Origin of the sequence: Streptomyces sp. NPDC014727 (genome assembly GCF_043083485.1) — a bacterium.
Classification (GTDB): Bacteria; Actinomycetota; Actinomycetes; order Streptomycetales; family Streptomycetaceae; genus Streptomyces.
Genome location: NZ_JBIBYR010000002.1, coordinates 128590 through 153284, shown reverse-complemented (window position 1 = coordinate 153284; position 24695 = coordinate 128590). Strand labels below are relative to the sequence as shown.

22 protein-coding genes are annotated in these 24695 nt (G+C 71.5%); 9 read left to right on the top strand and 13 right to left on the bottom strand.

Annotated elements, in window-relative coordinates:
* The first annotated feature begins 45 nt into the window (after window positions 1-45).
* Together ACF1B9_RS04315 and ACF1B9_RS04310 are read left to right on the top strand one after the other, a co-directional pair.
* Window positions 46-1395 (top strand): FAD-binding protein, encoded by a 1350-nt coding sequence (locus ACF1B9_RS04315; protein ID WP_391738964.1) that lies wholly within the window; start codon window positions 46-48, stop codon window positions 1393-1395.
* A 125-nt stretch (window positions 1396-1520) separates the two neighbouring features.
* Window positions 1521-2321 carry a decaprenylphospho-beta-D-erythro-pentofuranosid-2-ulose 2-reductase gene (locus ACF1B9_RS04310; RefSeq protein WP_391738963.1) on the top strand — a complete coding sequence of 267 codons (801 nt, stop codon included), beginning with the start codon at window positions 1521-1523 and terminating at the stop codon, window positions 2319-2321.
* Window positions 2322-2365: 44 nt separating this feature from the next.
* On the opposite strand, the gene ACF1B9_RS04305 is transcribed toward ACF1B9_RS04310, so the two are convergent.
* Both ACF1B9_RS04305 and trpS read right to left on the bottom strand, forming a co-directional pair.
* A complete protein-coding gene (locus ACF1B9_RS04305; RefSeq protein WP_391738962.1) occupies window positions 2366-2956 on the bottom strand; it encodes a 2'-5' RNA ligase family protein in 591 nt (196 codons plus the stop codon).
* A 112-nt stretch (window positions 2957-3068) separates the two neighbouring features.
* Window positions 3069-4082: a tryptophan--tRNA ligase gene (gene trpS, locus ACF1B9_RS04300; RefSeq protein ID WP_391738961.1), complete on the bottom strand. Its 1014-nt coding sequence runs from the start codon at window positions 4080-4082 to the stop codon at window positions 3069-3071.
* A gap of 225 nt (window positions 4083-4307) precedes the next feature.
* Here trpS and rocD point away from each other — a divergent pair, with 225 nt between their 5' ends.
* On the top strand, window positions 4308-5513 hold the full coding sequence (gene rocD / locus ACF1B9_RS04295; protein ID WP_391738960.1) for an ornithine--oxo-acid transaminase: 1206 nt from the start codon (window positions 4308-4310) through the stop codon (window positions 5511-5513).
* A 31-nt stretch (window positions 5514-5544) separates the two neighbouring features.
* Here the strand turns inward: rocD and ACF1B9_RS04290 are convergent, their stop codons facing one another.
* On the bottom strand, window positions 5545-6756 hold the full coding sequence (locus ACF1B9_RS04290) for a glutathionylspermidine synthase family protein (RefSeq protein WP_391738958.1): 1212 nt from the start codon (window positions 6754-6756) through the stop codon (window positions 5545-5547).
* A gap of 6 nt (window positions 6757-6762) precedes the next feature.
* Window positions 6763-7065 (bottom strand): hypothetical protein, encoded by a 303-nt coding sequence (locus ACF1B9_RS04285; protein ID WP_391738957.1) that lies wholly within the window; start codon window positions 7063-7065, stop codon window positions 6763-6765.
* A gap of 392 nt (window positions 7066-7457) precedes the next feature.
* Here ACF1B9_RS04285 and ACF1B9_RS04280 point away from each other — a divergent pair, with 392 nt between their 5' ends.
* Complete coding sequence (locus ACF1B9_RS04280) at window positions 7458-8312, top strand: hypothetical protein (protein WP_391739320.1); 855 nt, start codon at window positions 7458-7460, stop codon at window positions 8310-8312.
* Between the two features lie 85 nt (window positions 8313-8397).
* Here ACF1B9_RS04280 and ACF1B9_RS04275 read toward each other — a convergent pair whose 3' ends face one another.
* Window positions 8398-9816 carry a PLP-dependent aminotransferase family protein gene (locus ACF1B9_RS04275; protein ID WP_391738956.1) on the bottom strand — a complete coding sequence of 473 codons (1419 nt, stop codon included), beginning with the start codon at window positions 9814-9816 and terminating at the stop codon, window positions 8398-8400.
* Window positions 9817-9863: 47 nt separating this feature from the next.
* Here ACF1B9_RS04275 and ACF1B9_RS04270 point away from each other — a divergent pair, with 47 nt between their 5' ends.
* Complete coding sequence (locus ACF1B9_RS04270) at window positions 9864-10379, top strand: carboxymuconolactone decarboxylase family protein (protein WP_391738955.1); 516 nt, start codon at window positions 9864-9866, stop codon at window positions 10377-10379.
* Between the two features lie 68 nt (window positions 10380-10447).
* A complete protein-coding gene (locus ACF1B9_RS04265; protein ID WP_391738953.1) occupies window positions 10448-11182 on the top strand; it encodes an isocitrate lyase/phosphoenolpyruvate mutase family protein in 735 nt (244 codons plus the stop codon).
* A 102-nt stretch (window positions 11183-11284) separates the two neighbouring features.
* Here ACF1B9_RS04265 and ACF1B9_RS04260 read toward each other — a convergent pair whose 3' ends face one another.
* From ACF1B9_RS04260 to ACF1B9_RS04250, 3 genes are all read right to left on the bottom strand, one after another.
* On the bottom strand, window positions 11285-12274 hold the full coding sequence (locus ACF1B9_RS04260; protein ID WP_376213352.1) for a malate dehydrogenase: 990 nt from the start codon (window positions 12272-12274) through the stop codon (window positions 11285-11287).
* 492 nt (window positions 12275-12766) lie between these two features.
* The gene (locus tag ACF1B9_RS04255; RefSeq protein WP_391738952.1) at window positions 12767-13456 is read right to left on the bottom strand and encodes a DUF3017 domain-containing protein; all 690 of its coding nucleotides are present in this window, start codon (window positions 13454-13456) and stop codon (window positions 12767-12769) included.
* Window positions 13457-13485: 29 nt separating this feature from the next.
* Complete coding sequence (locus ACF1B9_RS04250) at window positions 13486-14349, bottom strand: bifunctional methylenetetrahydrofolate dehydrogenase/methenyltetrahydrofolate cyclohydrolase (protein ID WP_391738951.1); 864 nt, start codon at window positions 14347-14349, stop codon at window positions 13486-13488.
* Between the two features lie 234 nt (window positions 14350-14583).
* Here ACF1B9_RS04250 and ACF1B9_RS04245 point away from each other — a divergent pair, with 234 nt between their 5' ends.
* Entirely contained in the window at window positions 14584-15159 is a 576-nt protein-coding gene (locus tag ACF1B9_RS04245) for a hypothetical protein (protein ID WP_391738949.1), read from the top strand.
* 226 nt (window positions 15160-15385) lie between these two features.
* On the opposite strand, the gene purH is transcribed toward ACF1B9_RS04245, so the two are convergent.
* Window positions 15386-16939: a bifunctional phosphoribosylaminoimidazolecarboxamide formyltransferase/IMP cyclohydrolase gene (purH, locus tag ACF1B9_RS04240; protein WP_391738948.1), complete on the bottom strand. Its 1554-nt coding sequence runs from the start codon at window positions 16937-16939 to the stop codon at window positions 15386-15388.
* Entirely contained in the window at window positions 16926-17582 is a 657-nt protein-coding gene (gene purN, locus ACF1B9_RS04235) for a phosphoribosylglycinamide formyltransferase (protein WP_391738946.1), read from the bottom strand. The genes purH and purN overlap by 14 nt, the downstream gene beginning before the upstream one ends.
* A gap of 351 nt (window positions 17583-17933) precedes the next feature.
* Between purN and ACF1B9_RS04230 the strand changes: the two genes are divergently transcribed.
* Entirely contained in the window at window positions 17934-18878 is a 945-nt protein-coding gene (locus ACF1B9_RS04230; RefSeq protein ID WP_391738944.1) for a hypothetical protein, read from the top strand.
* A gap of 33 nt (window positions 18879-18911) precedes the next feature.
* On the opposite strand, the gene ACF1B9_RS04225 is transcribed toward ACF1B9_RS04230, so the two are convergent.
* Complete coding sequence (locus ACF1B9_RS04225) at window positions 18912-20474, bottom strand: DUF6350 family protein (protein ID WP_391739319.1); 1563 nt, start codon at window positions 20472-20474, stop codon at window positions 18912-18914.
* 125 nt (window positions 20475-20599) lie between these two features.
* Here ACF1B9_RS04225 and ACF1B9_RS04220 point away from each other — a divergent pair, with 125 nt between their 5' ends.
* Window positions 20600-22033 carry a sigma factor-like helix-turn-helix DNA-binding protein gene (locus ACF1B9_RS04220; protein WP_391738943.1) on the top strand — a complete coding sequence of 478 codons (1434 nt, stop codon included), beginning with the start codon at window positions 20600-20602 and terminating at the stop codon, window positions 22031-22033.
* Between the two features lie 139 nt (window positions 22034-22172).
* On the opposite strand, the gene sucD is transcribed toward ACF1B9_RS04220, so the two are convergent.
* Entirely contained in the window at window positions 22173-23057 is an 885-nt protein-coding gene (gene sucD / locus ACF1B9_RS04215; protein ID WP_391738942.1) for a succinate--CoA ligase subunit alpha, read from the bottom strand.
* A 21-nt stretch (window positions 23058-23078) separates the two neighbouring features.
* Complete coding sequence (gene sucC, locus ACF1B9_RS04210) at window positions 23079-24260, bottom strand: ADP-forming succinate--CoA ligase subunit beta (RefSeq protein WP_351074458.1); 1182 nt, start codon at window positions 24258-24260, stop codon at window positions 23079-23081.
* Between the last annotated feature and the right edge of the window lie 435 nt (window positions 24261-24695).

Sequence of the window (24695 nt, the reverse complement as noted above, 5' to 3'; positions counted from 1 at the left end):
AACAAATCCCTCGAAAGGGTTTTCTCGGGCGATACGGTCACCACCATGTCCGTCGACACCGTGTCCCTGACCGGCTGGGGCCGCACCGCCCCGACGACCGCGCTGCGCTTCCGCCCCCGTACGTACGAGGAGGCGGCGGCCACCGTGCGCGGCTGCGGACCCCGCGGGTCCATCGCCCGCGGCCTCGGCCGGGCCCACGGCGACGCCGCGCAGAACGCCGGCGGTTCCGTCCTCGACATGACCGCGCTGAACCGGATCCGCACCATCGACGCCGGGTCCGGCCTGGTGGTCTGCGACGCCGGGGTCAGCCTGCACCGGCTGATGGAGGTGCTGCTGCCGCTCGGCTGGTTCGTCCCCGTCACACCGGCCACGCGTTATGTCACCGTGGGCGGCGCGATCGGCGCCGACGCCCACGGCCACAACCACCACTTCTCCGGCTCCTTCTCCCGGCATGTCCAGGAGCTGGAGCTGCTGACCGCCGACGGCCGGATCCGTACGGTCCGGCCCGGCACCCGTCTCTTCGACGCGACGACGGGTGGGTTGGGGCTGACGGGGGTGATCCTCTCGGCCACGCTCCGGCTGCACCGCGTCACCAGCTCCTGGATGTCGGTCGACACCGAACGGACCGTCGATCTCGACGACCTGCTGGCCAGGCTCTCCGCCGGCGACCACCGCTACCGCTACTCGGCCGCCTGGATCGATCTCCTCGCCCGCGGCCGGGCGACGGGGCGCTCCGTACTCACCCGTGGGGAGCACCTGCCCCAGTACGCACTTCCCGCGCGCGCCCGGCGCGCACCGCTCGCGTTCCGCCCGGGACAACGGCCCGCCGCACCCGCACTCGTACCCCAGGGCCTCCTCGGCCGCACCTCCGTCGCCCTTCTCAACGAGCTCCGGTACCGCACCGCCCCGACGTACCGCATCGGGGATCTCCAGAGACTCTCCGCCTTCTTCCACCCCCTGGACGGCCTGCCGCACTGGAACCGTGTCCATGGCCGCGGCGGGTTCGTGCGGTACCAGTTCGTCGTCGGACACGGACAGGAGGAGGCGCTGACCCGGATCGTGCGCCGGATCTCCCAGCGGCGCTGCCCTTCGCTCCTCGCCGTGCTCAAACGGTTCGGCGGGGGCGACCCGGGCTGGCTGTCGTTCCCGATGCCCGGCTGGACGCTCGCACTCGATCTGCCCGCCGCCCTGCCCGGCCTGGCCGGGTTCCTGGACTCGCTGGACGAGGAGGTGGCGGGGGCCGGCGGCCGGGTCTGTCTGGCGAAGGACTCCCGGCTGCGTCCGGAGATGCTGGCCGCGATGTATCCACGACTGGCCGAATTCCGTTCCCTGCGCGCCGAGTTGGACCCGAACGGAGCGTTCCGCTCGGACCTGTCGCGCCGCCTGTCGCTCTGACCGCCGACCACCACCGCCACGCCGCACCACGCGGCACCACGCCGGCTTCCGCCCGCTCATCCGCTCGTCCGCTCGTCCGCTCGTCCGCTCGTCCGCTCGTCCGCTCGTCCGCAAGGAGTGTTTCCGTGAAGGACGCCTTCGGTGCCCCGCAGTCCCTGCTCGTCCTCGGCGGCACGTCGAAGATCGCTCTCGCCACCGCGCGGCGGCTGATCGCCGGCCGTACCCGTACGGTCCGGCTGGCCGGCCGCCCCTCCCCCGCCCTCGACCGGGCCGCCGCCGAGCTGCGCGCACGCGGCGCGGACGTCCGTACGGTCGACTTCGACGCCCTCGACTCCGAGTCCCACGAGACCGTCCTCGGAAAGATCTTCACCGAGGGCGACATCGACGTGGTGCTCCTCGCCTTCGGCATCGCGGGGGACCAGGAGCGCGACGAGGAGGAGCCGCTCTCCGCGGTCCGGGTCACCCAGACCAACTACACCGGGGCGGTCTCCGCCGGGCTGGTGTGCGCCGGCGCACTGCAGGCGCAGGGGCACGGTTCGCTGGTGGTGCTGTCCTCGGTGGCGGGCGAGCGCGTCCGCCGCGCCGATTTCATCTACGGGTCCAGCAAGGCGGGCCTGGACGCGTTCGCGCAGGGGCTCGGGGACGCGCTGCACGGCACGGGGGTGCATGTGATGGTCGTACGCCCCGGCGTCGTACGTCCACCAGCGGCGGCAGGGACCGCGGCGCCGCGGCTCACCGCGGCACGGTTCACCGAGGCGCCGCTGGAGGCCTCGCCCCTCACGACGACCCCGGACGCGGTCGCGACGGCGATCGTGACGGGGCTGCGGCGGCGCTCGGAGACGGTGTGGGTGCCGGGGTCGCTACGGGTGGTGATGTCGGCACTGCGGCACGTGCCGCGCCCGCTGTTCCGGCGCCTGCCGGTCTGAGAGCCTGTGCGGGGGCGGCCACCCGGGGCCTGGAGGGTGAGGCCTCAGGGGTGCAGCGAGGGCTCGTCCACGGAGGAGCCACCCTGCGCGGGCACGGCGGGCGCGCCGCCCCCGGCGCCGAACGGGAACTCGTTGATCTTTCGCCAGACGCTGTCCGGGCCCTGCTCGTACAGCGCGAAGGAGTCGCAGGTCCAGGCGGCCTCGTAGTCGCCGAGCTCCTCGTACGCCCGGTCCATCGCCGACTCGGCGATGCCGTGCGCCACGGTCACATGCGGGTGGTACGGGAACTGGAGCTCGCGCACCAGGGGCCCGGAGGCGTCCCTGATCCGCTTCTGCAGCCACGAGCAGGCCGAGGCCCCCTCGACGACCTGGACGAAGACGACCGGCGAGAGGGGACGGAAGGTCCCCGTGCCGGACAGCCGCATCGGGAAGGAGTGGCCGCCGGTGGCGACCTGGGCGAGATGCGCCTCGATCGCGGGCAGACCGTCCGCCTCGGCCTCGGTCGGCGGAAGGAGGGTGACGTGGGTGGGAATGCCGTACGCGGCAGGATCCCCGAAGCTCGCGCGCCGCTCCTGGAGCAGGCTGCCGTAGGGCTCCGGGACCGCGATCGAAACGCCGAGCGTTACGGTCCCCACATCGTTCTCCTCAATCCTCGATGGTGGATGGTCGATTTTCGGCCATCCACCGGGTCAACATCCCATCGCCAGTGTGACGCCTGCGGTCGCGAAACCGCCAGGGTCCTTGGACTCAGTGCTTCGCGGGCAGAAGGCCCATCCGGTCGTACGTCCGGGCCAGGGTCTCGGCCGCCACGGCACGGGCCTTCTCCGCACCCTTGGCCAGGATCGCGTCCAGCGTCTCCGGGTCGTCCAGGTATTCCTGCGTGCGGGTGCGGAACGGTGTGACGAACTCGACCATGACCTCGGCGAGATCGGTCTTGAGCGCACCGTAGCCCTTGCCCTCGTACTTCTGCTCCAGATCCGCGATCGCGGTGTCGGTGAGCGTGGAGTAGATGGTCAGGAGGTTGCTGACACCGGGCTTCTCGGTCCGGTCGAAGCGGATGACCGTGTCGGTGTCGGTGACGGCGCTCTTGACCTTCTTGGCGGTGGCCTTCGGCTCGTCGAGGAGGTTGATCAGGCCCTTCGGCGTGGCCGCCGACTTGCTCATCTTCGACGACGGGTCCTGAAGGTCGTAGATCTTCGCCGTCTCCTTGAGGATGTACGGGTCCGGCATGGTGAACGTGTCGCCGTAGGTGCCGTTGAACCGCTCGGCGAGGTTACGGGTGAGCTCCAGGTGCTGGCGCTGGTCCTCGCCGACCGGGACCTGGTCGGCCTGGTACAGCAGGATGTCGGCGACCATCAGCATCGGGTACGTGAAGAGACCGACCGTGGTGCGGTCGGCACCCTGCTTGGCGGACTTGTCCTTGAACTGCGTCATGCGGGACGCCTCGCCGAAGCCGGTGAGGCAGTTCATGACCCAGCCGAGCTGGGCGTGCTCCGGGACGTGGCTCTGGACGAAGAGCGTGCAGCGCTCCGGGTCGAGGCCGGCGGCGAGGAGCTGGGCGACGGCGAGCCGGGTGTTCGCGCGCAGCTCCGCGGGGTCCTGCGGAACGGTGATCGCATGCAGGTCCACGACCATGTAGAAGGCGTCGTGGGATTCCTGCAGCGCCACCCACTGGCGGACCGCACCGAGGTAGTTGCCGAGGTGGAACGAGCCTGCGGTGGGCTGGATTCCGGAGAGCACGCGGGGGCGTTCAGAGGCCATGGGGCCATTGTCTCAGGTACGGAACCGATCTCCGGCAGCCGGTACGGAAGGTGCGCGGCCCCGGTGCGGCCCCGGAGCGCACGCCGTCGCGAATGAGACGAGGAACACACTCCCGTCCGTCGAGGGACGGGCGCGCCGTGAATCGAAGGTTTCCTCACCGGGGTTCCGACCGACGATACAAAGTGGGCACCACCCCGCCCACGCCGCACGACGAACGGAGATCCCGTGTCGACCACGGAAAATGCCATCGCCTCCGCCGAGGCGCACAGCGCGCACAACTACCATCCGCTGCCCGTCGTCGTCGCCTCGGCGGACGGAGCCTGGATGACCGACGTCGAGGGCCGCCGCTACCTCGACATGCTCGCCGGATACTCGGCGCTCAACTTCGGTCACGGCAACCGGCGGCTGCTCGACGCGGCCAGGGCTCAGCTGGAGCGGGTGACGCTCACCTCGCGGGCCTTCTACCACGACCGGTTCGCCGACTTCTGTACCCGGCTCGCCGATCTGTGCGGCATGGAGTCGGTGCTGCCGATGAACACCGGGGCCGAGGCCGTGGAGACCGCGGTGAAGACGGCCCGCAAGTGGGGTTACCGGGTGAAGGGTGTCCCGGACGGCATGGCGAAGATCATCGTCGCCGCGAACAACTTCCACGGCCGGACGACGACGATCATCAGTTTCTCCACGGACCATGAGGCGCGGGAGGACTTCGGTCCGTACACGCCGGGGTTCGAGATCGTGCCGTACGGGGATCTGAACGCGCTCGGGGAGGCGATGACCGAGAACACCGTGGCGGTGCTGCTGGAGCCGATCCAGGGCGAGGCCGGGGTGCTGGTGCCGCCGCCCGGCTACCTTCCCGGGGTGCGTGAACTCACCCGCGAGCGGAACGTGCTGTTCATCGCGGACGAGATCCAGTCCGGCCTGGGGCGTACCGGGAAGACCTTCGCCTGCGAGCACGAAGGTGTCGTACCGGACATGTACGTGCTCGGCAAGGCGCTGGGCGGGGGCGTGGTGCCGGTGTCGGCGGTGGTCTCCTCGCAGGACGTGCTCGGGGTGTACCGGCCCGGTGAGCACGGCTCGACGTTCGGTGGGAATCCCCTTGCCTGCGCGGTCGCGCTGGAGGTCATCGCGATGCTCCGGACCGGCGAATTCCAGCAGCGGGCGGCCGAGTTGGGCGAGCACCTCCATCAGGAGCTGGGGCTGCTGGTGGGCGGGGGCGCGGTGGAGGAGGTACGCGGCCGGGGGCTGTGGGCCGGCGTCGACATCGCCCCGAGCCGCGGGACCGGCCGGGAGATCTCCGAGAAGCTGATGGACCGCCGGGTGCTGGTCAAGGACACCCACGGTTCGACGATCCGGATCGCCCCGCCGCTGGTGATCAGCAAGGAGGACCTGGACTGGGGGCTGGAGCAGCTCCGCGGCGTCCTGCGCGCCTGAGGTCCCGTCGCCGACGGCTGCCGGACCGGTGTCAGAGGATGACGTGGGGCAGGAAGCGGGCGTACTCGTCCGTGACCGGCCCCGCCGATTCACGGATGCCGAGCCCGGCCGCCTCGTCCTCGACGACCCACGCCCCAAGGACCACCCGGTTGCCGTCGAAGTCCGGCAGCGGCGCCAGTTCCTGGTAGCAGCACGGCTCGTCCCGCAGCACCGCCGGGCTTCCCGGCTCGTGGATGGCGACCCCGGCCCCCTCCCGGCCGAGCAGCGGCTTGGCGACATAGCCGGGGCCGCCGCCACGGCCCGTACCCGGACCCGGGCCCGCCGCGAGTTCGCGGGGACCGTCCAGGTAGGAGGGGAGCAGATTCGGATGGCCGGGGTAGAGCTCCCAGAGGATCGCCAGCAGCGCCTTGTTGGAGAGGAGCATCTTCCAGGCGGGCTCGATCCAGCAGGTGGTGCCGGTGCCACCGCCGTTGTCGAGGGTGTCCAGCACGTGCGGCCCGAACCGGTCGGTCGCCAGCCATTCCCACGGGTACAGCTTGAAGCAGCTGCGGATGAAGCGGAGCCGCTCGTCCACGAACCGTCCGGCCAGCCGGTCCCAGCCGATCTGTTCGACGGAGAGCGCCTCCGTGTCGATCCCGGCCTGTTCGGCGGTCTCCCGCAGATAGGCGACCGTCATCAGGTCCTCGCCGATCTCGTCGCCCTCGGAGTGTGCGAAGTGCACCGGTCCGGCGGGCAGCAGCGCGGCCTGCCGACTCCACGCCTCGACGAGGCGTTCATGCAGCGAGTTCCACTGGTCGGCGCCCGGGAAGCGGTCCTCCATCCAGAACCACTGCGCGCTCGCGGCCTCCACCAGTGAGGTGGGAGTGTCCGCGTTGTACTCCAGCATCTTCGCCGGGCCGGTTCCGTCGTAGCACAGGTCGAACCTGCCGTACAGGGACGGCAGTTCGTCGCGGCGGTGCCAGGAATCGGCGACCAGTGAAGCCAACCGCCCGTCGGTGATGCCGAGTTCGGCGAAGCGGCCTCGCTCCACCATGTGCGCGGCAGCGGCCAGGCACATCGCGTGCAATTCCTCGACGACCTCCTCCAGCGCCTCCACCTCGGGCAGTGAGAAGACGTAGTAGGCGCTCTCGTCCCAGTACGGGCGCAGCGAGCCGTCCGGGTGACGGGTGAGCGGGTAGACGACTCCCTGGCTCTCCACCATCTGCTGCCAGCCGGGGCGCGGCTGCGTGGTACGTCGCTCCACAGCGGTTCAGCCGCCGCCGGTGCCCGAGCAGCCGAAGCCGCCGCGTTGGACGGCCGCCTTGTCGAAGCTGCCGCCCTCCACCTTGCCGTTCTTGCTCTCGCCGCCGTAGTAGTACGAACCGCCGCCGCTTCCGCTGCCACTACCGCTCTTGCATTTGTAGTTGGGCAGTTGCTTGTGGCTCAGCGGGTCGACGCACCGCTTGTCCGGCTCCGAGCCGCATGAGGTGATCACCGCCGCGAGCATCCCCATCCCGCCGAGCACCACCGTGCTCGACCTCAGCTTGCGTGTGACCTTCTTTCCATCGGCCATGTCTCCGCCTCCCCCGACGTGTGAATCAAGCCAATAAGGCCGCCTCGTCTCAGACTAGAGCGCGGCCGGTCGCGGCGAGAAGCGGGTTCCGTGTCACGCGTGACGGACCATCCGCGCGCCGCGCCCGTGCCGCACGCGCCGTGCGGGCGGGAAGAAGGTCAGGCCTCTTCGGCATCGGACCGGCGTGCGGGTCACAAGGGTGGGCAGCGCTTCGACACGGGACTGCTGTCCTTCGCGTTCAGGACCATGTCCAGCGGACCGGAAGGCCTCTACGTGGGGCGTAGTCGTCATTCCAGCCGGTCCGGCCATTCATCAGCTTGAAGGACTGCCGATGAGAGGGGGAGGCGGGTGCGTCGAGCGCCCACCAGTAGAGTCCCTTCGTGCTCCTCGGGATGATCTGCGCGCTCGGCGCCGCCGTCTGCTTCGGTACGGCCTCCGTCCTCCAGGCCGTCGCCTCGCGCGCCGCCGCCGTGCCGGGGTCGGACGCGGGGGTCGATCCGGCGCTGCTGCTGCGCGCCCTGCGCCAGTGGCGCTACCTCGCCGGACTCGCCCTCGACGGCTGCGGTTTCGTCCTCCAGATCATCGCCCTGCGGTCCCTGCCGATCTACGCGGTGGGCGCCGCCCTGGCCGCGAGTCTCGCCGTGACGGCGGTGGTCGCCGCGCGGTTGCTCAAGGTGCGGCTGAGCGCGGTCGAATGGACCGCGGTCGGTGTCGTCTGCGCGGGCCTGGGCATGCTGGCCCTCTCCTCCGGCGGTGAGGGGCACGGCACCGGCCCGGCGGCGCTGGCCTGGTGGATGCTGGGGATCTCCCTGGGCATCCTGCTGATCGGGGCGGCGGCAGGACGGCTCCCGGAACGGCCGCGGGCGCTGGTCCTGGGGCTGGGCGCGGGCTGCGGTTTCGGGGTGGTCGAGGTCACCGTCCGGCTGATCGACGACGTGTCCCCGTCGGCGCTGCTCACCAATCCGGCCGTGTACGCGCTGCTGCTGGGCGGCGGTTCGGCTTTCCTGCTGCTCACCTCGGCGCTGCAGCGCGGTTCGGTGACGACGGCGACGGCCGGCATGGTGCTGGGCGAGACGATCGGCCCGGCGCTGGTGGGCGTCTTCTGGCTCGGGGACCGCACCCGTGAGGGTCTGGTCTGGCTGGCGGTGGCCGGTTTCGTGGTGGCGGTGGCGGGCGCGCTGGCCCTGGCCCGGTTCGGCGAGGCGCCGGCGGACACGTCCGAACCGACCATCCCGCAAAGCCCGTGACGTCCGGGCCCCGGAGGCGCCCGGCCTGCATTCGACACCCCGCCCGGCCCGCACACGCGTGCCGGCGTCCTCCGGCCTGCGGTCGTCAGGTGCGGTCCGGCTGGGGCAGCACCCGGCAGAGCGCGTCGAGCGCCCCCGCCCAGGCGCTGTCGGTCGGTGTTCCGTAACCGATGACCAGCGCGTCGCGCCCCGGCGGTGCCTGTGGGTGCCGGAAGCGCGAGAGACCTTCCAGCGCGAGCCCCTGCCACGCCGCCGACCGCAGCGCGGCCTCCTCGCCGCCCTCCGGGAGTTCGAGCACGGCGTGCAGACCGGCGGCGATCCCGCTGACCCGGACACGGGGGGCGCGTTCCGCCAGTACCGCGACGAGTTGATCACGACGACGGCGGTAGCGCAGCCGCATCGCCCGCACATGGCGGTCGTACGCGCCCGACGCGATGAACTCCGCGAGCGTCAACTGCTCCAGGGCACTCGACGACCAGTCGCTCAGCCCCTTCGCCTCGGTCACCTCCCCCACCAGGCTCTCCGGCAGCACCATCCACCCCAGCCGCAGCCCCGGCGCCAGCGACTTGCTCGTCGTCCCCAGGTGTACGACGCGTTCGGGGTCCAGGCCCTGGAGCGCGCCGACCGGCTGACGGTCGTAACGGAACTCGCCGTCGTAGTCGTCCTCCAGGATCAGCCCGCCCGTACGGCGCGCCCAGTCGACCGCCGCGGCTCGCCGGTCGGGATGGAGCGGCACCCCCGTCGGGAACTGGTGCGCGGGCGTCATCAGGACCGCGCCCGCACCGCGCAGCCCGGACAGTTCATCGGTCCTGGCGCCGAGTCCGTCGACCGGCAGGCAGGGCATGCGCAGCCCGGCGTCCGCGAGCAGCTTCCAGTGCACGTCCAGTCCGTACGACTCGGCGGCCACCTCCCTGACCCGCCGCTTGCGCAGCACCTCCCCCATCAGTTTCAGCGCCTGGACGAAACCGGCGCAGATCACGATCCGTTCCGGATCGGCGTACACACCGCGGGCACGGGCCAGATACTCGGCGAGTACCGTGCGCAGCTCGATGCGCCCGCGCGGATCCCCGTACCCGAAGGCGTCGTTGGGGGCGTCGGTCAGGGCGCGGCGGGCCGCCTTGAGCCAGTCGGCGCGCGGGAACGTCGAGAGGTCGGGCGACCCGGCCTGCAGGTTGTGGGTGGGCCGGGCGGCCACCGGCCGGGACCGCGTCGTCCGCCTGGCCGCCGGGCGCGGCTCGGCCCGCCGCGCCACCCTGGTGCCCGAACCCTGCCGGGCGCTGAGCCAGCCCTCGGCGACCAGTTCGGCGTAGGCGTCGGCGACGGTGTTCCGGGCGATGCCGAGGTCCACGGCAAGGCTGCGGGAGGAGGGCAGCCGGGTCCCGGGCGCCAGCCGTCCCGTCCGTACGGCCTCGCGCAGGGCGTCCATGAGCCCGGTCCGCAGCCCCACCGAGCCGGTCGTCTCCAGATGCAGGTCGGCACCGAAAGTGGCCCAGGAATCCGTCATGGAAATGGACCATACCTCTGCGCCACCCACGCCGTAACGTCGTACCCATGACGACGAACGAGCACAGCCACCCGGCCTCCGAACTCAACCCCGAGCACACCCCTCGTATGCAGCAGTGGGCCGAGCTGGCCCCCGATGTCTACAAGGCCATGGTCCGGCTGGACGCCGCCTCCCGTAAGGGCCTCGACCCGGTCGTCGGGGAGCTGGTGAAGATCCGCTCCTCGCAGCTCAACCACTGCGCGTTCTGCCTCGACATGCACACCAAGGACGCACTCGCGGCGGGCGAGTCCGTCGAACGGATCGTCCAGCTCAGCGCCTGGGAGGAGTCCAGGCACTTCTACACGCCCAAGGAGATCGCGGCCATCGAGCTGACCGAGGCGGTGACCGTACTGACCGACGGTTTCGTGCCGGACGAGGTGTGGGAGAACGCCGCCGAGCACTTCGACGAGACCGAGCTCGCCCACCTCGTCGCCGCGATCACCACGATCAACGCGTGGAACCGATTCGCCGTGACCACCCGCATGGTGCCCGGTCACTACAAGCCGGGCGACATCAAGCACTGACCCGGCGACGCCCGCCGCGTCCCGCACCCCGCCCGCCCCTGCGTCGGAACACCTCCGGGAGCCCCGTGATGACCGCATCCGTTCTCCGTGCCCTGCACCACGACCGCGTCTCCGGCGATCCACTGGTCCTTCCCGGCCCGTGGGACGCGGCGAGCGCCCGCGTCTTCGCCGAGGCGGGCTTCCCGGCGCTCGCCACACCCAGCGCCGGGATCGCGGCCTGCCTCGGTTACGAGGACGGGGCGACGCCCGCCGCGGAGATGTTCGCGGCCGTGGCCAGGATCGTGCGCGCCGTCCCGACCGACGTGCCCGTCTCGGCGGACATCGAGGGGGGCTACGGGCTGGCACCGGAGGAGCTCGTGGAGCGAGTCCTGGACACGGGAGCCGTCGGCTGCAATCTGGAGGATTCCGTCGACGGCACCCTCGTCGACGCCCGGCGGCAGGCGGACCGGCTGGCCGAGGTACGGGCGGTCGCGGGCGACCGGCTCTTCGTCAACGCCCGCGTCGACACGTATGTGCGCGGCGTCCCCGAGGGCACGGACCAGGAGGCGGAGACGGTCCGCCGCGCCCTGCTGTACGTGGCGGCGGGCGCGGACTGCGTCTACCCGATCGCCGCCCCGCCCGAGGCCCTGCCCCGGCTGGCCGCCGCCGTCCCGGCACCGCTCAACGCCCTGGCCCGGCCGGACGGGCCGTCCCCGCGCGAGCTCGGCGCCCTGGGCGCCACCCGGATCACCTTCGGTCCGGGTCTGCAGCGCCGGGCCATGGCGGTCGTCCGCGGGATCGCCGACGAGCTGCGGAAGGCATGAGCGGCCCGCCGGGACCGCGCGGTCGGCCACCCACGCACACAGCCGCCCCCGGCAGCGGCTGCTGACGGGGGCGGTGAGGTACGCCTCGCAGGACGTACGGGATCAGATCAGACCGAGCTCGCGAACCGCGTCGCGCTCCTCGATGAGCTCCTGCACCGACGCGTCGATGCGCGTACGGGAGAACTCGTTGATGTCCAGGCCCTGGACGATCTCGTACTTGCCGTCCTTCGTGGTGACCGGGAAGGACGAGATGATGCCCTCGGGCACGCCGTAGGAACCGTCCGACGGGATACCCATGGAGGTCCAGTCGCCCGCGGCGGTGCCGTTGACCCAGGTGTGGACGTGGTCGATGGCGGCGTTGGCGGCGGAGGCGGCCGAGGACGCGCCACGGGCCTCGATGATCGCGGCGCCGCGCTTGGCGACGGTCGGGATGAAGGTGTCGGCCAGCCACGCCTCGTCGTTGACGAGCTCGGCGGCGTTCTTCCCGGCGATCTCCGCGTGGAAGACGTCCGGGTACTGGGTCGCCGAGTGGTTGCCCCAGATCGTCAGCTTCTTGATGTCGGAGACGGCGGCACCGGTCTTGGCGGCCAGCTGCGAGATCGCGCGGTTGTGGTCGAGGCGGGTCATCGCGGTGAAGCGCTCGGCCGGTACGTCCGGGGCGGCGGCCTGCGCGATGAGCGCGTTGGTGTTGGCCGGGTTGCCGACGACGAGGACCTTGATGTCGTCCGCGGCGTTGTCGTTGATGGCCTTGCCCTGCGGCTTGAAGATGCCGCCGTTGGCGGAGAGCAGGTCGCCGCGCTCCATGCCCTTCGTACGCGGGCGGGCGCCGACCAGCAGGGCGACGTTGGCACCGTCGAACGCCTTGTCGGCGTCGTCGGTGATCTCGATGCCGCGCAGCAGCGGGAAGGCGCAGTCGTCGAGCTCCATCGCGGTGCCCTCGGCGGCCTTCAGACCCTGCGGGATTTCCAGGAGACGCAGGTTGACCGGCACGTCCGGGCCGAGCAGGTGGCCGGAGGCGATGCGGAAGAGCAGCGCGTAGCCGATCTGGCCGGCTGCGCCGGTCACGGTGACATTCACGGGAGTGCGGGTCATGGCGATCTCCGTTAGACAGCTGGCGGTGGGGGTCCCTGCCCCTGGTGCTGGACATCCCTGAATCTTGACGTGAAGAGATATCCAGCGTTCAGGCTATCCGACCCGGAACCTCCCGACGGCGCGGCCCCCTGTGGCACCGCACACAACCCGTCACACAGCGCTCACCCGGCCGTACCCACTCACCCGGGAGGCGGTCGCTCGATGGTGGGCCTTCTCGGGCCGACCGCACCGTTGCGGGACCATCACACCGTGGCGGAATGGTCACTTCCGTGCCACAGGCCACAGGGTTCCCTTGAACCACCCTTCGCCGTCAACCAGGCTGAAGTCAGGACGGGGGCAAGGCCGCTCAAGTCGTCACATTCCGGGGCGACTTCGCTCCGGCGGCCCCCCACCCTCGGGTGTCCGTCCCTTCTCGGGGGAGGGGACGGACACCGTCCGCGAGCGGCGCGGCCGGCCGGACGGACGGACGGACGGGCAGGCAGCCGTGCCGACTCAGCGGATCGTGAAGTGGACCGCGTCCTCCAGGAACGGCATGTCCAGCCACGGCTTGGGCTGTGCCACCAGTGCGAGCATCACGATGAGGAAGCCGAGCAGCCCGTACGTCACCAGGTCGGTGAAGCGGGAACGGACCGCCAGCATGCCCACCGACGGGACCACGAGCCGCAGCACGGCGCCCCCGATGAGGGCCGCCCCGATCAGAATCGTGCCGATCCTGAAGGCCTCGGCGAAGGGGTCGACGGCCACGATCAGCAGCCCGATCCCGGCCGTGCAGAGCACGGCGAGCAGTGGCCACTGCCGGGCCGGTGCGGGGGCGTCCCCGGACGCGGCACGGCCACCGCCCTCGGGGCGCGCGGTGTCGCGGGTGAACGAGGGGAACCTGCGCGACGGACGCTCCCCCTTGCTCGGGGCGGCCTGCGGGCGAACACCCTCACTCCGGTCCGGGCCGGTGCTGCCGGAGCCCGTGCGGGAGCCGGCGCCCGACTCCGGCTCCGGCTCCGGTCCCGAGTTCGAATCCGCACCGCCCGCCGAGCCGGCGGATGCGTTCACATCGGCGCCGGCGTCGGCGTCGGCGGGGCCTCGTGCGGCCGCGCCCTCACGGGCAGCGCCCTTGGAAGCAGCGCTCTCACGAGACTTCCGGTCCGCCTCGGCGGCCGGGTCGGCCGGACTCGTACCAGCACCCATGGGCTTCCTTCCGGATCGGGTCGGTCGGCTCAGACCGCGGCGGCCGCGTCGCGCTCGGCCGCCTCGACCACGTTGACGAGCAGCTGGGCGCGGGTCATCGGGCCGACGCCGCCCGGGTTCGGGGAGATCCAGGCGGCGACCTCGGCGACGCCCGGGTGGACGTCCCCGACGATCTTGCCGTGCTCGTCCCGGCTGACGCCGACGTCGAGCACGGCCGCGCCCGGCTTCACGTCCTCGGGCTTGATGATGTGCGGAACACCGGCGGCGGCGACGATGATGTCGGCCTGCCTGAGCTGGGCGGAGAGGTCACGCGTACCGGTGTGGCACTGGGTGACGGTGGCGTTCTCGGACTTGCGGGTCAGCAGCAGCGGGATCGAGCGGCCGATGGTGACACCGCGGCCGACGACCACGACATGCGCCCCGTTGATCTCCACGTCGTGGTGGCGGAGCAGCTGGACGACACCCTGCGGGGTGCAGGGCAGCGGACCCGTCTCGTTCAGCACCAGACGGCCGAGGTTCATCGGGTGGAGACCGTCGGCGTCCTTGGCCGGATCCATCAGCTCCAGGACGCGATTGGTGTCGATCCCCTTGGGGAGGGGAAGCTGCACGATGTAGCCCGTGCACGCGGGGTCGGCGTTGAGCTCCCGTACGACGTCCTCGATGTCCTCCTGGGTGGCGGTGTCGGGGAGTTCGCGCTGGATCGAGCCGATGCCGACCTGGGCGCAGTCGCGGTGCTTGCCGTTCACGTACCACCGGCTGCCCGGGTCGTCCCCGACGAGCAGGGTTCCCAGGCCGGGGGTGATGCCCTGCGCCTTGAGGGCCGCCACGCGGACGGTGAGATCGGACTTGATCGCGGCTGCGGTGGCCTTGCCATCGAGAATCTGGGCAGTCATGTCCCCATACTCGCGGATGACCCCGCCCGCATACCAATTCCGGGCGGCGCCGATGGCCGTCAGGTTGCGCTTGGACAACATATTCGGCAATTGACTGGACATAAAGCCGACGTCAAGACCACGATGAGCCGCGCAGTACCGCGGACAGTGTCGGGGGGACAGGCCGTACTCATTGCGCATGTTTCCTCCGCCCGGACCGCGTCGTCCCCATTTTTTCAACGGAGGAATCTCGCCATGAGCTTCGGCGACCCGAACAACCCCTACGGCCAGCAGCAGGGCGGGCAGCCGGGGTACGGCTATCCGCAGCAGTCCCCGCAGGGCGGACAGCCGGGTTACGGCTACCCGCAGGCCCCCGCGGGCTACGGCTACCCCGGCGGCCCCACCGAGATGCCGGGCGGCGTCAAGGCGGCCCGCATCATGCTCTACATCCTCGGTGGCTTCCAGGCCCTCGGTGCCGTGCTCGCCATCGTCGCCGGTGCGTGGATCAGCAAGCAGCTCTCCGACACCTCGACCTACGGCAGCGACTCCGACAAGGCGGCCGGCATCGGGATGGGCGTCATGGTCGTCGTCGGCATCTTCATCCTCGCCTTCGCCCTCTGGGCGATCCTGACGGCTGCCAAGTTCACCACCGGTGGCAACGGCATCCGCATCTCCGCCATCGTGTACGGCTCGGTGACCACGCTGTTCAGCCTCATCAGCCTGCTGGGCGCGAACGTCTTCTCGCTCATCAGCATCGCGCTGGGCATCATGATCATCGTCTTCTGCGCCAAGCAGGACGGCGCCGCCTGGTTCCAGCGTCCGCGTCCCTGAGCCGCGCCGCACACGGGTCCGTCCGCATCCGGTCGGCCCACCCCGCTCGGACGCGAGCGGATGAGAAGGCCGTGGATCCACGTTCGTGCCGATCCACGGCCTTCGGCCTCTCCACCGGCCCGGGGAACGCACCCGGCCGGCGAAGCGGGGCCGGTGCACCCGGCATGCCGCACGCGAAGGGCCGGAACTCCTCGGGGGAGTTCCGGCCCTTCGCGCTGGGGAACCGTCAGTGGAAGAAGTGCCGCGTACCCGTGAAGTACATCGTCACGCCCGCCTTCTTCGCGGCCTCGACGACCAGTTCGTCACGGACCGAACCGCCCGGCTGGGCCACGGCCCTGATGCCGGCAGCGGTGAGGATCTCCAGCCCGTCCGGGAACGGGAAGAACGCGTCGGAGGCTGCGTACGCGCCCCTCGCCCGCTCCTCGCCCGCCCGCTCGACGGCCAGCTTCGCGGAGTCGACCCGGTTGACCTGGCCCATGCCGACGCCGACCGAGGCACCGCCCTTGGCGAGCAGGATCGCGTTGGACTTGACCGCGCGGCACGCCTTCCACGCGAAGGCGAGCTCCTTGAGCTCGTCGGCGGAGAGCGCCTCACCCGTGGCCAGCGTCCAATTGGCCGGGTCGTCGCCCTCGGCCTGGAGGCGGTCGGTCACCTGAAGCAGCGCGCCGCCGTCGATCGGCTTGACCTCGACCTCGGCGGACGGGGCGTCGGGGCAGCGCAGCACGCGGATGTTCTTCTTGCGGGCGAGCACCTCGACGGCACCGTCCTCGTACGCCGGGGCGACGATGACCTCGGTGAAGATCTCCGCGACCTGCTCGGCCATGGCGACGGTCACCGGACGGTTGACGGCGATGACGCCGCCGAACGCCGACAGCGGGTCGCAGGCGTGCGCGTTGCGGTGCGCCTCGGCGACGTCGTCGGCGATCGCGATGCCGCACGGGTTGGCGTGCTTGATGATCGCGACGCACGGCTCGGCGTGGTCGTACGCGGCCCGGCGCGCGGCGTCGGTGTCCGTGTAGTTGTTGTACGACATCTCCTTGCCGTGCAGCTGCTCCGCCTCGGCCAGGCCACCGGTGCCCGAGGTGTAGAGCGCGGCGGGCTGGTGCGGGTTCTCGCCGTACCGCAGGACGTTCTTGCGCTCGTACGTCGCACCGAAGAAGTCGGGGAAGCCCGAGTCGTCGGCGGCGGCGTAGCCGTCCGCGAACCAGGAGGCCACGGCCACGTCGTACGCGGCGGTGTGCTGGAACGCCTCGGCGGCCAGGCGCTTGCGGGCGTTCAGGTCGAAGCCGCCCGCGCTGACGGCAGCGAGGACGTCGCCGTACCGCGCGGGGCTGGTGACGACGGCCACGGACGGGTGGTTCTTCGCGGCGGCGCGGACCATGGACGGGCCGCCGATGTCGATCTGCTCCACGCACTCGTCGTCGGAGGCACCGGAGGCGACGGTCTCCTTGAACGGGTACAGGTTGACGACGACGAGGTCGAAGGGCTCGACGCCCAGCTCCGCGAGCTGCTCGCGGTGGGTGTCCAGGCGCAGGTCGGCGAGGATGCCCGCGTGGACGCGCGGGTGCAGCGTCTTGACGCGGCCGTCGAGGCACTCGGGGAAGCCGGTGAGCTCCTCGACCTTGGTGACCGGCACCCCGGCGGCGGCGATCCTCCCGGCGGTGGAGCCGGTGGAGACGAGCTCGACACCCGCCTCGTGCAGACCGCGGGCGAGGTCTTCGAGCCCTGTCTTGTCGTAGACACTGACCAGGGCGCGGCGGATGGGCTTATTCACCGACATGACCGAGATGAACCTTTCGTCCCTCAATGCGATAGCCGTCGCGGGCGAGCCGCCCCACGGCCTCGACGAGCAGCTTGCGCTCGACTTCCTTGATGCGTTCATGGAGGGCGGCCTCGCCCTCCGCCGTGTCCGCTTCGGTCACCTCGACCACGCCCTGCGCGATGATCGGACCGGTGTCGACACCGTCGTCGACGAAGTGGACGGTGCACCCGGTGACCTTCACGCCGTACGCGAGCGCGTCACGCACCCCATGGGCACCGGGAAAGCTGGGGAGCAGGGCGGGGTGGGTGTTGATGAACCGGCCGCCGAACCGGGCGAGGAATTCCTTGCCCACGATCTTCATGAACCCCGCGGACACCACGAGGTCCGGGTGGTGCTCGGCCGTGGCTGCCGCCAGCGCCGCGTCCCACTCCTCGCGGGTGGCGTGGTCCTTGACCCTGCACACGAAGGTCGGCAGCCCGGCGCGCTCCGCCCGTTCCAGGCCGACGATTCCGCAGCGGTCGGCGCCGACCGCGACGACCTGCGCGCCGAAGCCCTCGGGATCGTCACCGATGGCGTCGAGCAGGGCTTGGAGGTTCGTTCCTGAGCCGGACACCAGCACGACCAGGCGGGCCGGGGCGGCGGAGGGGGGCGGGGAGGCCACGGCTGGGCCCTTTCTCGCGTGGTGAAGCAGAGTGGCGCTGATTTGTATGGTCGTACGAATGAACCGAACCCCTCGATACGGGGAACTCTACGAACGAGCCGACCGCCAGCAACGATACCGGCACCTCCGGGACCCTCTGCGGGACGGGGGTGAGGGGCCGCGGGCCGATCACGGGCAGGTCGTGGGGAGCGGTAGGGAGGGGCGAGGAAGCTCCGGAGGGCCCGCGTGGCACGTACCACCGTCCGGCGCAGCGGCTCCCAGCTTTCGGCCCCTCCTGGCCGGGAGGTAGCGTCAGGGGACAGGGAACCGTCCACAGGGCGGAAATGACGAGATGGGGAAGACGTTCACCATATGCCGGACCGACGCCGCCGCACCGCCTTCCGCCACCCGCTGCCCGCGCGGACCTCGCTACTGCTGCGGGAGCGCCAGTCGCCCACGGGCCCTGCCTCTTCTTCTGATTCCTCCGGCTCGTCGGGGTCCACGGGCCCCGCGGACGACAACCCGTTCGCCGCACCGCCGGCGAACCGGCCCGACCAGCCCTGGCAGCCCCGCCACCCCTCGAACGCCGGGAACGGCAACGGCAACGGGGACGGGAACGGCGGCAGGGGCAACGGCGACGGGGCGCCCGAGGACGGCTCCCCCGACGAACGGCCGGTCTGGGGCAGCCAGTGGAGCAGCCGGCAGCCCGGTCGCCAGAGCGGCGACTTCGGCGGTCGCCCCGGAGGCCAGGGCGGGCCGAACGGTCCGGGTGGCCCCGAGGGCAAGCCGGGCGGAGCGCGCTGGGACCCGACCGACCCCGCCCAGCGCCGCGCGCGCTACTCGCTGCTCTGCGGCATGTGGGCCTTCTTCTTCGCGCTCTTCGACTTCCCGGAGATCGCCCTGCTGCTCGGCGCGCTCGCCCTGTACTGGTCGATCAGCGCGCTCCGGGCCAAGCCGAAGGGCGCGTCCGCACCGGCCGGCCCCGCCGGAGCGGCCGGGCCGGCCGCTCCGTCCGGCACACCGGCCGCCGGTCCCCTTCAGGGCTCCGGCTCCGGGCATGTTCCGGCACCCCCCGCGCCCGGATCCGCGCCCGGCGCCCCCGCTCCGGGCTATGGCAGGCAGCAGACCACGGCCGCGGTCAGCGGCCTGGTGACGGCACTGCTCGCGCTCTCGATCGTGGCGACGACGTTCACGGTGCAGCTGGTCTACCGCGACTACTACACCTGTGTGAACGACGCCCTGACCAAGTCCGGCCAGCTGGCCTGCAACGACCTGCTGCCGAAGCCGCTGGAGCCCTTCTTCGGCGTCAAGAACTGACACCCGCCGGTGTCCGCCGGCCCTCAGGACACCTCAGGGATGTCCGGACGGCCCCGCCTCCCCGGGCCGGGCCGTCCGTTCGTGCCAGGGATCGCTCGGCAGGAAGTCGTACGGCTCCGAGTCCTCGTCCGTCCCGGCCACGGGGGACGCCGCCCCAGGGGACGCCGTCGCGGTGGACACCCTCCCGGAGGCGCGTACGGCCACCGGCGCCGCTCCCGGTCCGGGCAGTTGCTCCGGCACCTCCGCAGATGCCTGTCCAGCGACCGCCTGCGCCTTTGCCGCCGCCCGCTCCGCGCGCCGTCGCGACCACCACCCCCCGGGGCTCCCCCGCAGCCGCCAGGCCCGCAGCCGCCAGGCCCGCAGCAGCAGGGCCCCGGGGACACCGAGCACCGCCGTCCATGCCAGGGCCGCCGCACCCGTCAGCCACCACACCGGGCCGAACTGAGCCAGCGCCCCGGTGCCGAGCGGTCCCCCCGCGGCCCCGGCCAGCGCCGCCGTACCGACCCCGCACCCGAGCGCCGCCAGCCCGGCCGACAGCGCGGTCTCCCCGGGACTCCACGCCTCCTCCCGCCCGGCATCGGCGGGTGCGGCCCGTCGTACCGTGAACCAGGCGACCGTCACCCCGGCCGCGACCGGCACCGCCACGGCCGCCCAGTTCAGGAATGTCGCCGGGCCCTGGTCCGGCACCGCGGCGAGCAGCGGGAAGACGGGCCGCGCCGGACGCCCGGTGAAGGCGAGCGGGGTGACCGTGGACGCCGTGCCGAGGGCGAAGCCCGGCCCGAGCCCGTAGGCGGCGCCCCAGACCGCGGCGTTCGGCACCAGGACCAGCGCGAGCAGCAGCACCGAGACCCGGCCGGCAAAGTCGCCGGAGAGCTGGATGAACGACTGCTGCGCCGGCTGCGCGTGCCAGACCAGCGACACCGCGACGAGCAGCGCCCCGCCGCCGAGCAGCATCGCCACCCCGGCCGCGGCCGACCGGGCGACCGTGTCGACGCGCTCCCTGAACCGGGAACGCGCCAGCTCCTCGTGCACCCGCACCGGCGCCCAGGACGGCGGCGGACCGAGGGGACGCCCGCAAGCCGTCCAGATCCCGGCCGCCGCCGCGCCGGCCACCACAATGGCCGAAGGGAAGAGCAGCGACGCCGCGTGCACGGACAGCGAACCACCCCGCGCATAGAGCGCGACGGCGGCCCCGATCAGCAGATATCCGCTGATGATCATGGCGAACGCGCCCGCCGCCGAGGGTGCCTGACGCCCCTCGTCGACCTCCAGGGTGTCCCGGGCCGCACGGTGCACCAGCCACACCGGCACCACGGCGAGCAGCAGCGGGACGAGGCCGACCGGGGCGGGGACTCCGCTGAGGGTGTCGGCTCTGATCAGCTCCGCACCATGGGCGAGCAGCCAGAGTCCCGCCGATGCGTGAAGAGCCTCACCGGGGCCGTTGTCGGGGGCCGGGGAGCTGATCCACAGCACCATGACGAGCACGGTGAGCCCGCCCAGCCCCAGCCCGGCGGCCAGCGCTCCACGCAGGAAGGCGAAGGCCAGAACGGCGGACCTGCTCCGCTCGGCCGGCAACGAGGGGCTGCCTTCGGTCACTTGGGTCACACCGCAATGCTGCCAACGACACGCGCTTATTTCGCGTAACAGGCGAACACCCGCTGTGTCGCTCAATATGCGTTTATGTACTTTTCCACCCGACGTAGGCCCTCGGGGGGTCATTCATGACGCAGAGCTCGACCGATGCGACCACCGCACATCCGCTTCCCGCCCCCAAGGAGCGCCGCAGGCTGCGTGAGGCGAAGTCGTTGAGTGAAGAGCAGGTCGCGACGGCGGTGGGCGTCACCCGGGCCACGGTCCGCGACTGGGAACGGGGCCGCGCCACGCCCCGGGGACGCAGGCGTGAGGCCTACGCCAGGCTGATCGGCGGCAGCCGGAGAGGCTCCCGGGCCACGCCCGCGAGTACCCGGAACAAGCCCACCACCACGAGCACCCGGCCGAAGGCCGCCACCGAACGGGCGGCCCGGCCGGTGACACCGACGACGGTCGGGAGACTGTCCGAGCCGGTGACGCCTTCTCCGCCGTCCCCTCCGTCGTCCCGCCCGCCGACCCCCGTCGCAGCCACCGGGAGCACCGCCATGGCCCCGACCGAGCCCGGCACCACCCCCGATCTGTCCGGCCCGCCCGGAACATCGGGCACACCCGGCACGTCAGGCACGTCCGGCGCGTCCGGCGCGTCCGGCGCGGGCAACGGATCTGCGGTGCCGGCCGCACCTGCCGCCCATGTCGCACCTGAAACACGCGGCGCCGATGAATCGCCCGAGGCGGTCGAGGCGCCCGGGGCGGCTGCCGAGGCGTTCGATGCCCTGTACGCGCATTGCGCCGCCACCCTCCTGCACCAGACGTTTCTGCTGACCGGGCGCAGCGGCCTCTCCCAGGAGTCCGTCGCACAGGCCTTCGCGCTGGCCTGGGAACGGTGGCCCGAGGTCGCGGTGGACCGCGATCCGGTCGGCTGGGTGCGCGTCGCCGCCTACGAGTACGCGACATCGCCCTGGCACCGGCTGCGCCGCACGCACCGCCGCATCGACCCGCCGCCCGCCGAACCCGGTGCGCGCGCGCTGCTCGACGCGCTGCTCGCCCTGCCGCCGTCGTACCGTCGGACCCTGCTGCTGTACGACGGTGTCGGCCTGGGACTGCCGGAGACCGCCGCGGAGACGGAGGCCAGCACCCCGGCGGCGGCGAGCAGGCTGATGAACGCGCGTGCCGCGGTCGCCGAGCGGCTGCCCGAGCTGGCGGAACACTCCTCGCCCGGCGAGCAGTCGGCACTCCTGCACCAGCGGCTCGGTGCGCTCGCCCTGACCCGGGCCCCCGCCCCGCTCCCCTCACCCGGCGTGATCCGTACGAACAGCGAGCGCAGGGCCCAGCTGTGGACCAGGGCAGCCGTTTCCTTCACTGCGCTGATCATCGGTCTGACGCTGTTCACTCTGGCGACGGCCCCGACGCGGTACGAGACCCCGGAGTCACCCGCTCGGCAGGTCGGCGGGGTGCCGCCACGCAGCGGCCCGCAGAAGCTCACGCCGCAGGACCTGCAGCTGCAGAAGCAACTGCTCGGCGAACTCGTCCAGGGTCCGGGCCGGCTGGTCCCCCGAGTCGGCTGAACGCGGGAACCGGCGGGCCGCGCGAGGGGCGGCAGAGAGCAGGAAACGTCGCGGGCCCGTATCCCTGTGCGGGGGTACGGGCCCGCGACGTCTGTGCGGTGACGCGATGCTGCGGTGCTGCTCCGACGCGGTGAGGCGATCAGGCGCCGAGGATCTCGCGCGCCAGCTTGGCGGTCTCGGTCGGCGTCTTGCCGACCTTGACGCCGGCGGCCTCAAGGGCCTCCTTCTTCGCCTGCGCGGTGCCGGAGGAGCCGGAGACGATGGCGCCGGCGTGGCCCATGGTCTTGCCCTCGGGGGCGGTGAAGCCCGCGACGTAACCGACGACCGGCTTGGTGACGTTGGCCTTGATGAAGTCGGCCGCACGCTCCTCGGCGTCGCCGCCGATCTCACCGATCATGACGATCAGGTCGGTCTCGGGGTCGGCCTCGAACGCCGCGAGGGCGTCGATGTGCGTCGTGCCGATGACCGGGTCGCCACCGATGCCGACGGCGGAGGAGAAGCCGATGTCACGGAGCTCGTACATCATCTGGTAGGTCAGCGTGCCGGACTTGGACACGAGACCGATGCGGCCGGGCTTGGTGATGTCGCCCGGGATGATGCCGGCGTTGGACTGACCGGGGGTGATCAGGCCGGGGCAGTTCGGGCCGATGATCCGGGTCTTGTTGCCCTTCGAGCCCGCGTACGCCCAGAAGGCGGCGGAGTCGTGGACGGCGATGCCCTCGGTGATCACGACGGCGAGCGGGATCTCGGCGTCGATCGCCTCGACGACGGCGGCCTTGGCGAAGGCCGGCGGCACGAAGAGAACCGACACGTTCGCGCCGGTCTTCTCCATCGCCTCGGCGACGGAGCCGAAGACGGGTACCTCGGTGCCGTCGAAGTCGACGGTCGTGCCGGCCTTGCGCGGGTTCACGCCGCCGACGATGTTGGTGCCGTCACCGAGCATGAGCTTGGTGTGCTTCATGCCGGTGGCACCGGTCATCCCCTGGACGATGACCTTGCTGTCCTTGGTGAGGAAGATAGCCATGGTGTTGGAGTCCCTCGTCCCTTACTTCGCAGCCGCGGCGAGCTCGGCGGCCTTGTCGGCCGCGCCGTCCATGGTGTCCACACGCTGCACCAGCGGGTGGTTGGCGTCGGAAAGGATCTTGCGACCCAGCTCCGCGTTGTTGCCGTCGAGGCGCACGACCAGCGGCTTGGTGACCTCTTCGCCCTTGCTCTTGAGCAGCGCAAGAGCCTGGACGATGCCGTTGGCGACCTCGTCGCACGCGGTGATGCCGCCGAAGACGTTGACGAAGACGGACTTGACGTCCGGGTCGCCGAGGATGATCTCCAGGCCGTTCGCCATGACCTCGGCGGAGGCGCCGCCACCGATGTCGAGGAAGTTGGCGGGCTTCACGTTGCCGTGGTTCTCACCGGCGTACGCGACGACGTCCAGGGTCGACATGACCAGACCGGCGCCGTTGCCGATGATGCCGACCTCGCCGTCGAGCTTGACGTAGTTGAGGTTCTTGGCCTTGGCGGCAGCCTCGAGCGGGTTGGCTGCGGCCTTGTCCTCCAGAGCCTCGTGCTCGGGCTGACGGAAGTCGGCGTTCTCGTCGAGAGACACCTTGCCGTCCAGCGCCAGGACGTCGCCGGAGGCGACCTTGGCGAGCGGGTTGACCTCGACGAGGAGCGCGTCCTCGGCGACGAAGGTGTCCCACAGCGTCACCATGACCTCGGCGACCTTCTCGGCCACCTCGGCCGGGAACTTCGCCTGGGCGACGATCTCGCGGGCCTTCTCGATCGTGACACCGGTGTTGGAGTCGACCGGGACCTTCGCGAGGGCCTCGGGGGTCTTCGCCGCGACCTCCTCGATGTCCATGCCGCCCTGCACCGAGGCCATGGCCAGGAAGGTGCGGTTGGTGCGGTCGAGGAGGTACGAGACGTAGTACTCCTCAAGAATCTCCGGCGCGGTCTCGGCGATCATCACCTTGTGGACCGTGTGGCCCTTGATGTCCATGCCGAGGATGTCGGTCGCGCGGGCGACCGCCTCGTCGGGGGTGGCGGCCAGCTTGACGCCGCCGGCCTTGCCGCGGCCGCCGACCTTCACCTGCGCCTTGACGACCGACTTGCCGCCCAGCCGCTCGGTCGCCTCGCGGGCTGCCTCAGGCGTGTCGATGACTTCACCGGCCAGCACCGGTACACCGTGCTTGGCGAAGAGGTCCCTCGCCTGGTACTCGAACAGGTCCACGCGCGTCCGTCCCTTAATCAAATGGTCTCGCGGTTCGTTTTCTGCGTGGGCGTGCCGCGAGGGGCAACGTGACTGCTCTGTCACTAGGAAGGCGCACACGGTGACCCGGGGTACGCGGCATGTCCATCTCGCAGGTTATCCCCGCGCTCCGCAGGACCCTAAATCGCAGAACGCGCCTGAGCGGTGATTACGGTCACAGATCCGGCCCGCGGCCGAGTCGCAGTGGACAGAACGGCTCGGCCGCGATGTCTGCGGGCAGGAGCCTCGGGACCAGCCGGTCGGGTGGTCCCGGAGCAGCCGGTCGGGTGTTCTCCGGACAGCCGGCCACGGCCGCCCTGTCGAACGCGAACGGTCCTGTGGCTCCCGTACACCGTGCCGGCCGATGGCGTCATGGAGCGTGCCGGTGACCGTGTCCGCCACGCCCGCCGCCTCGTA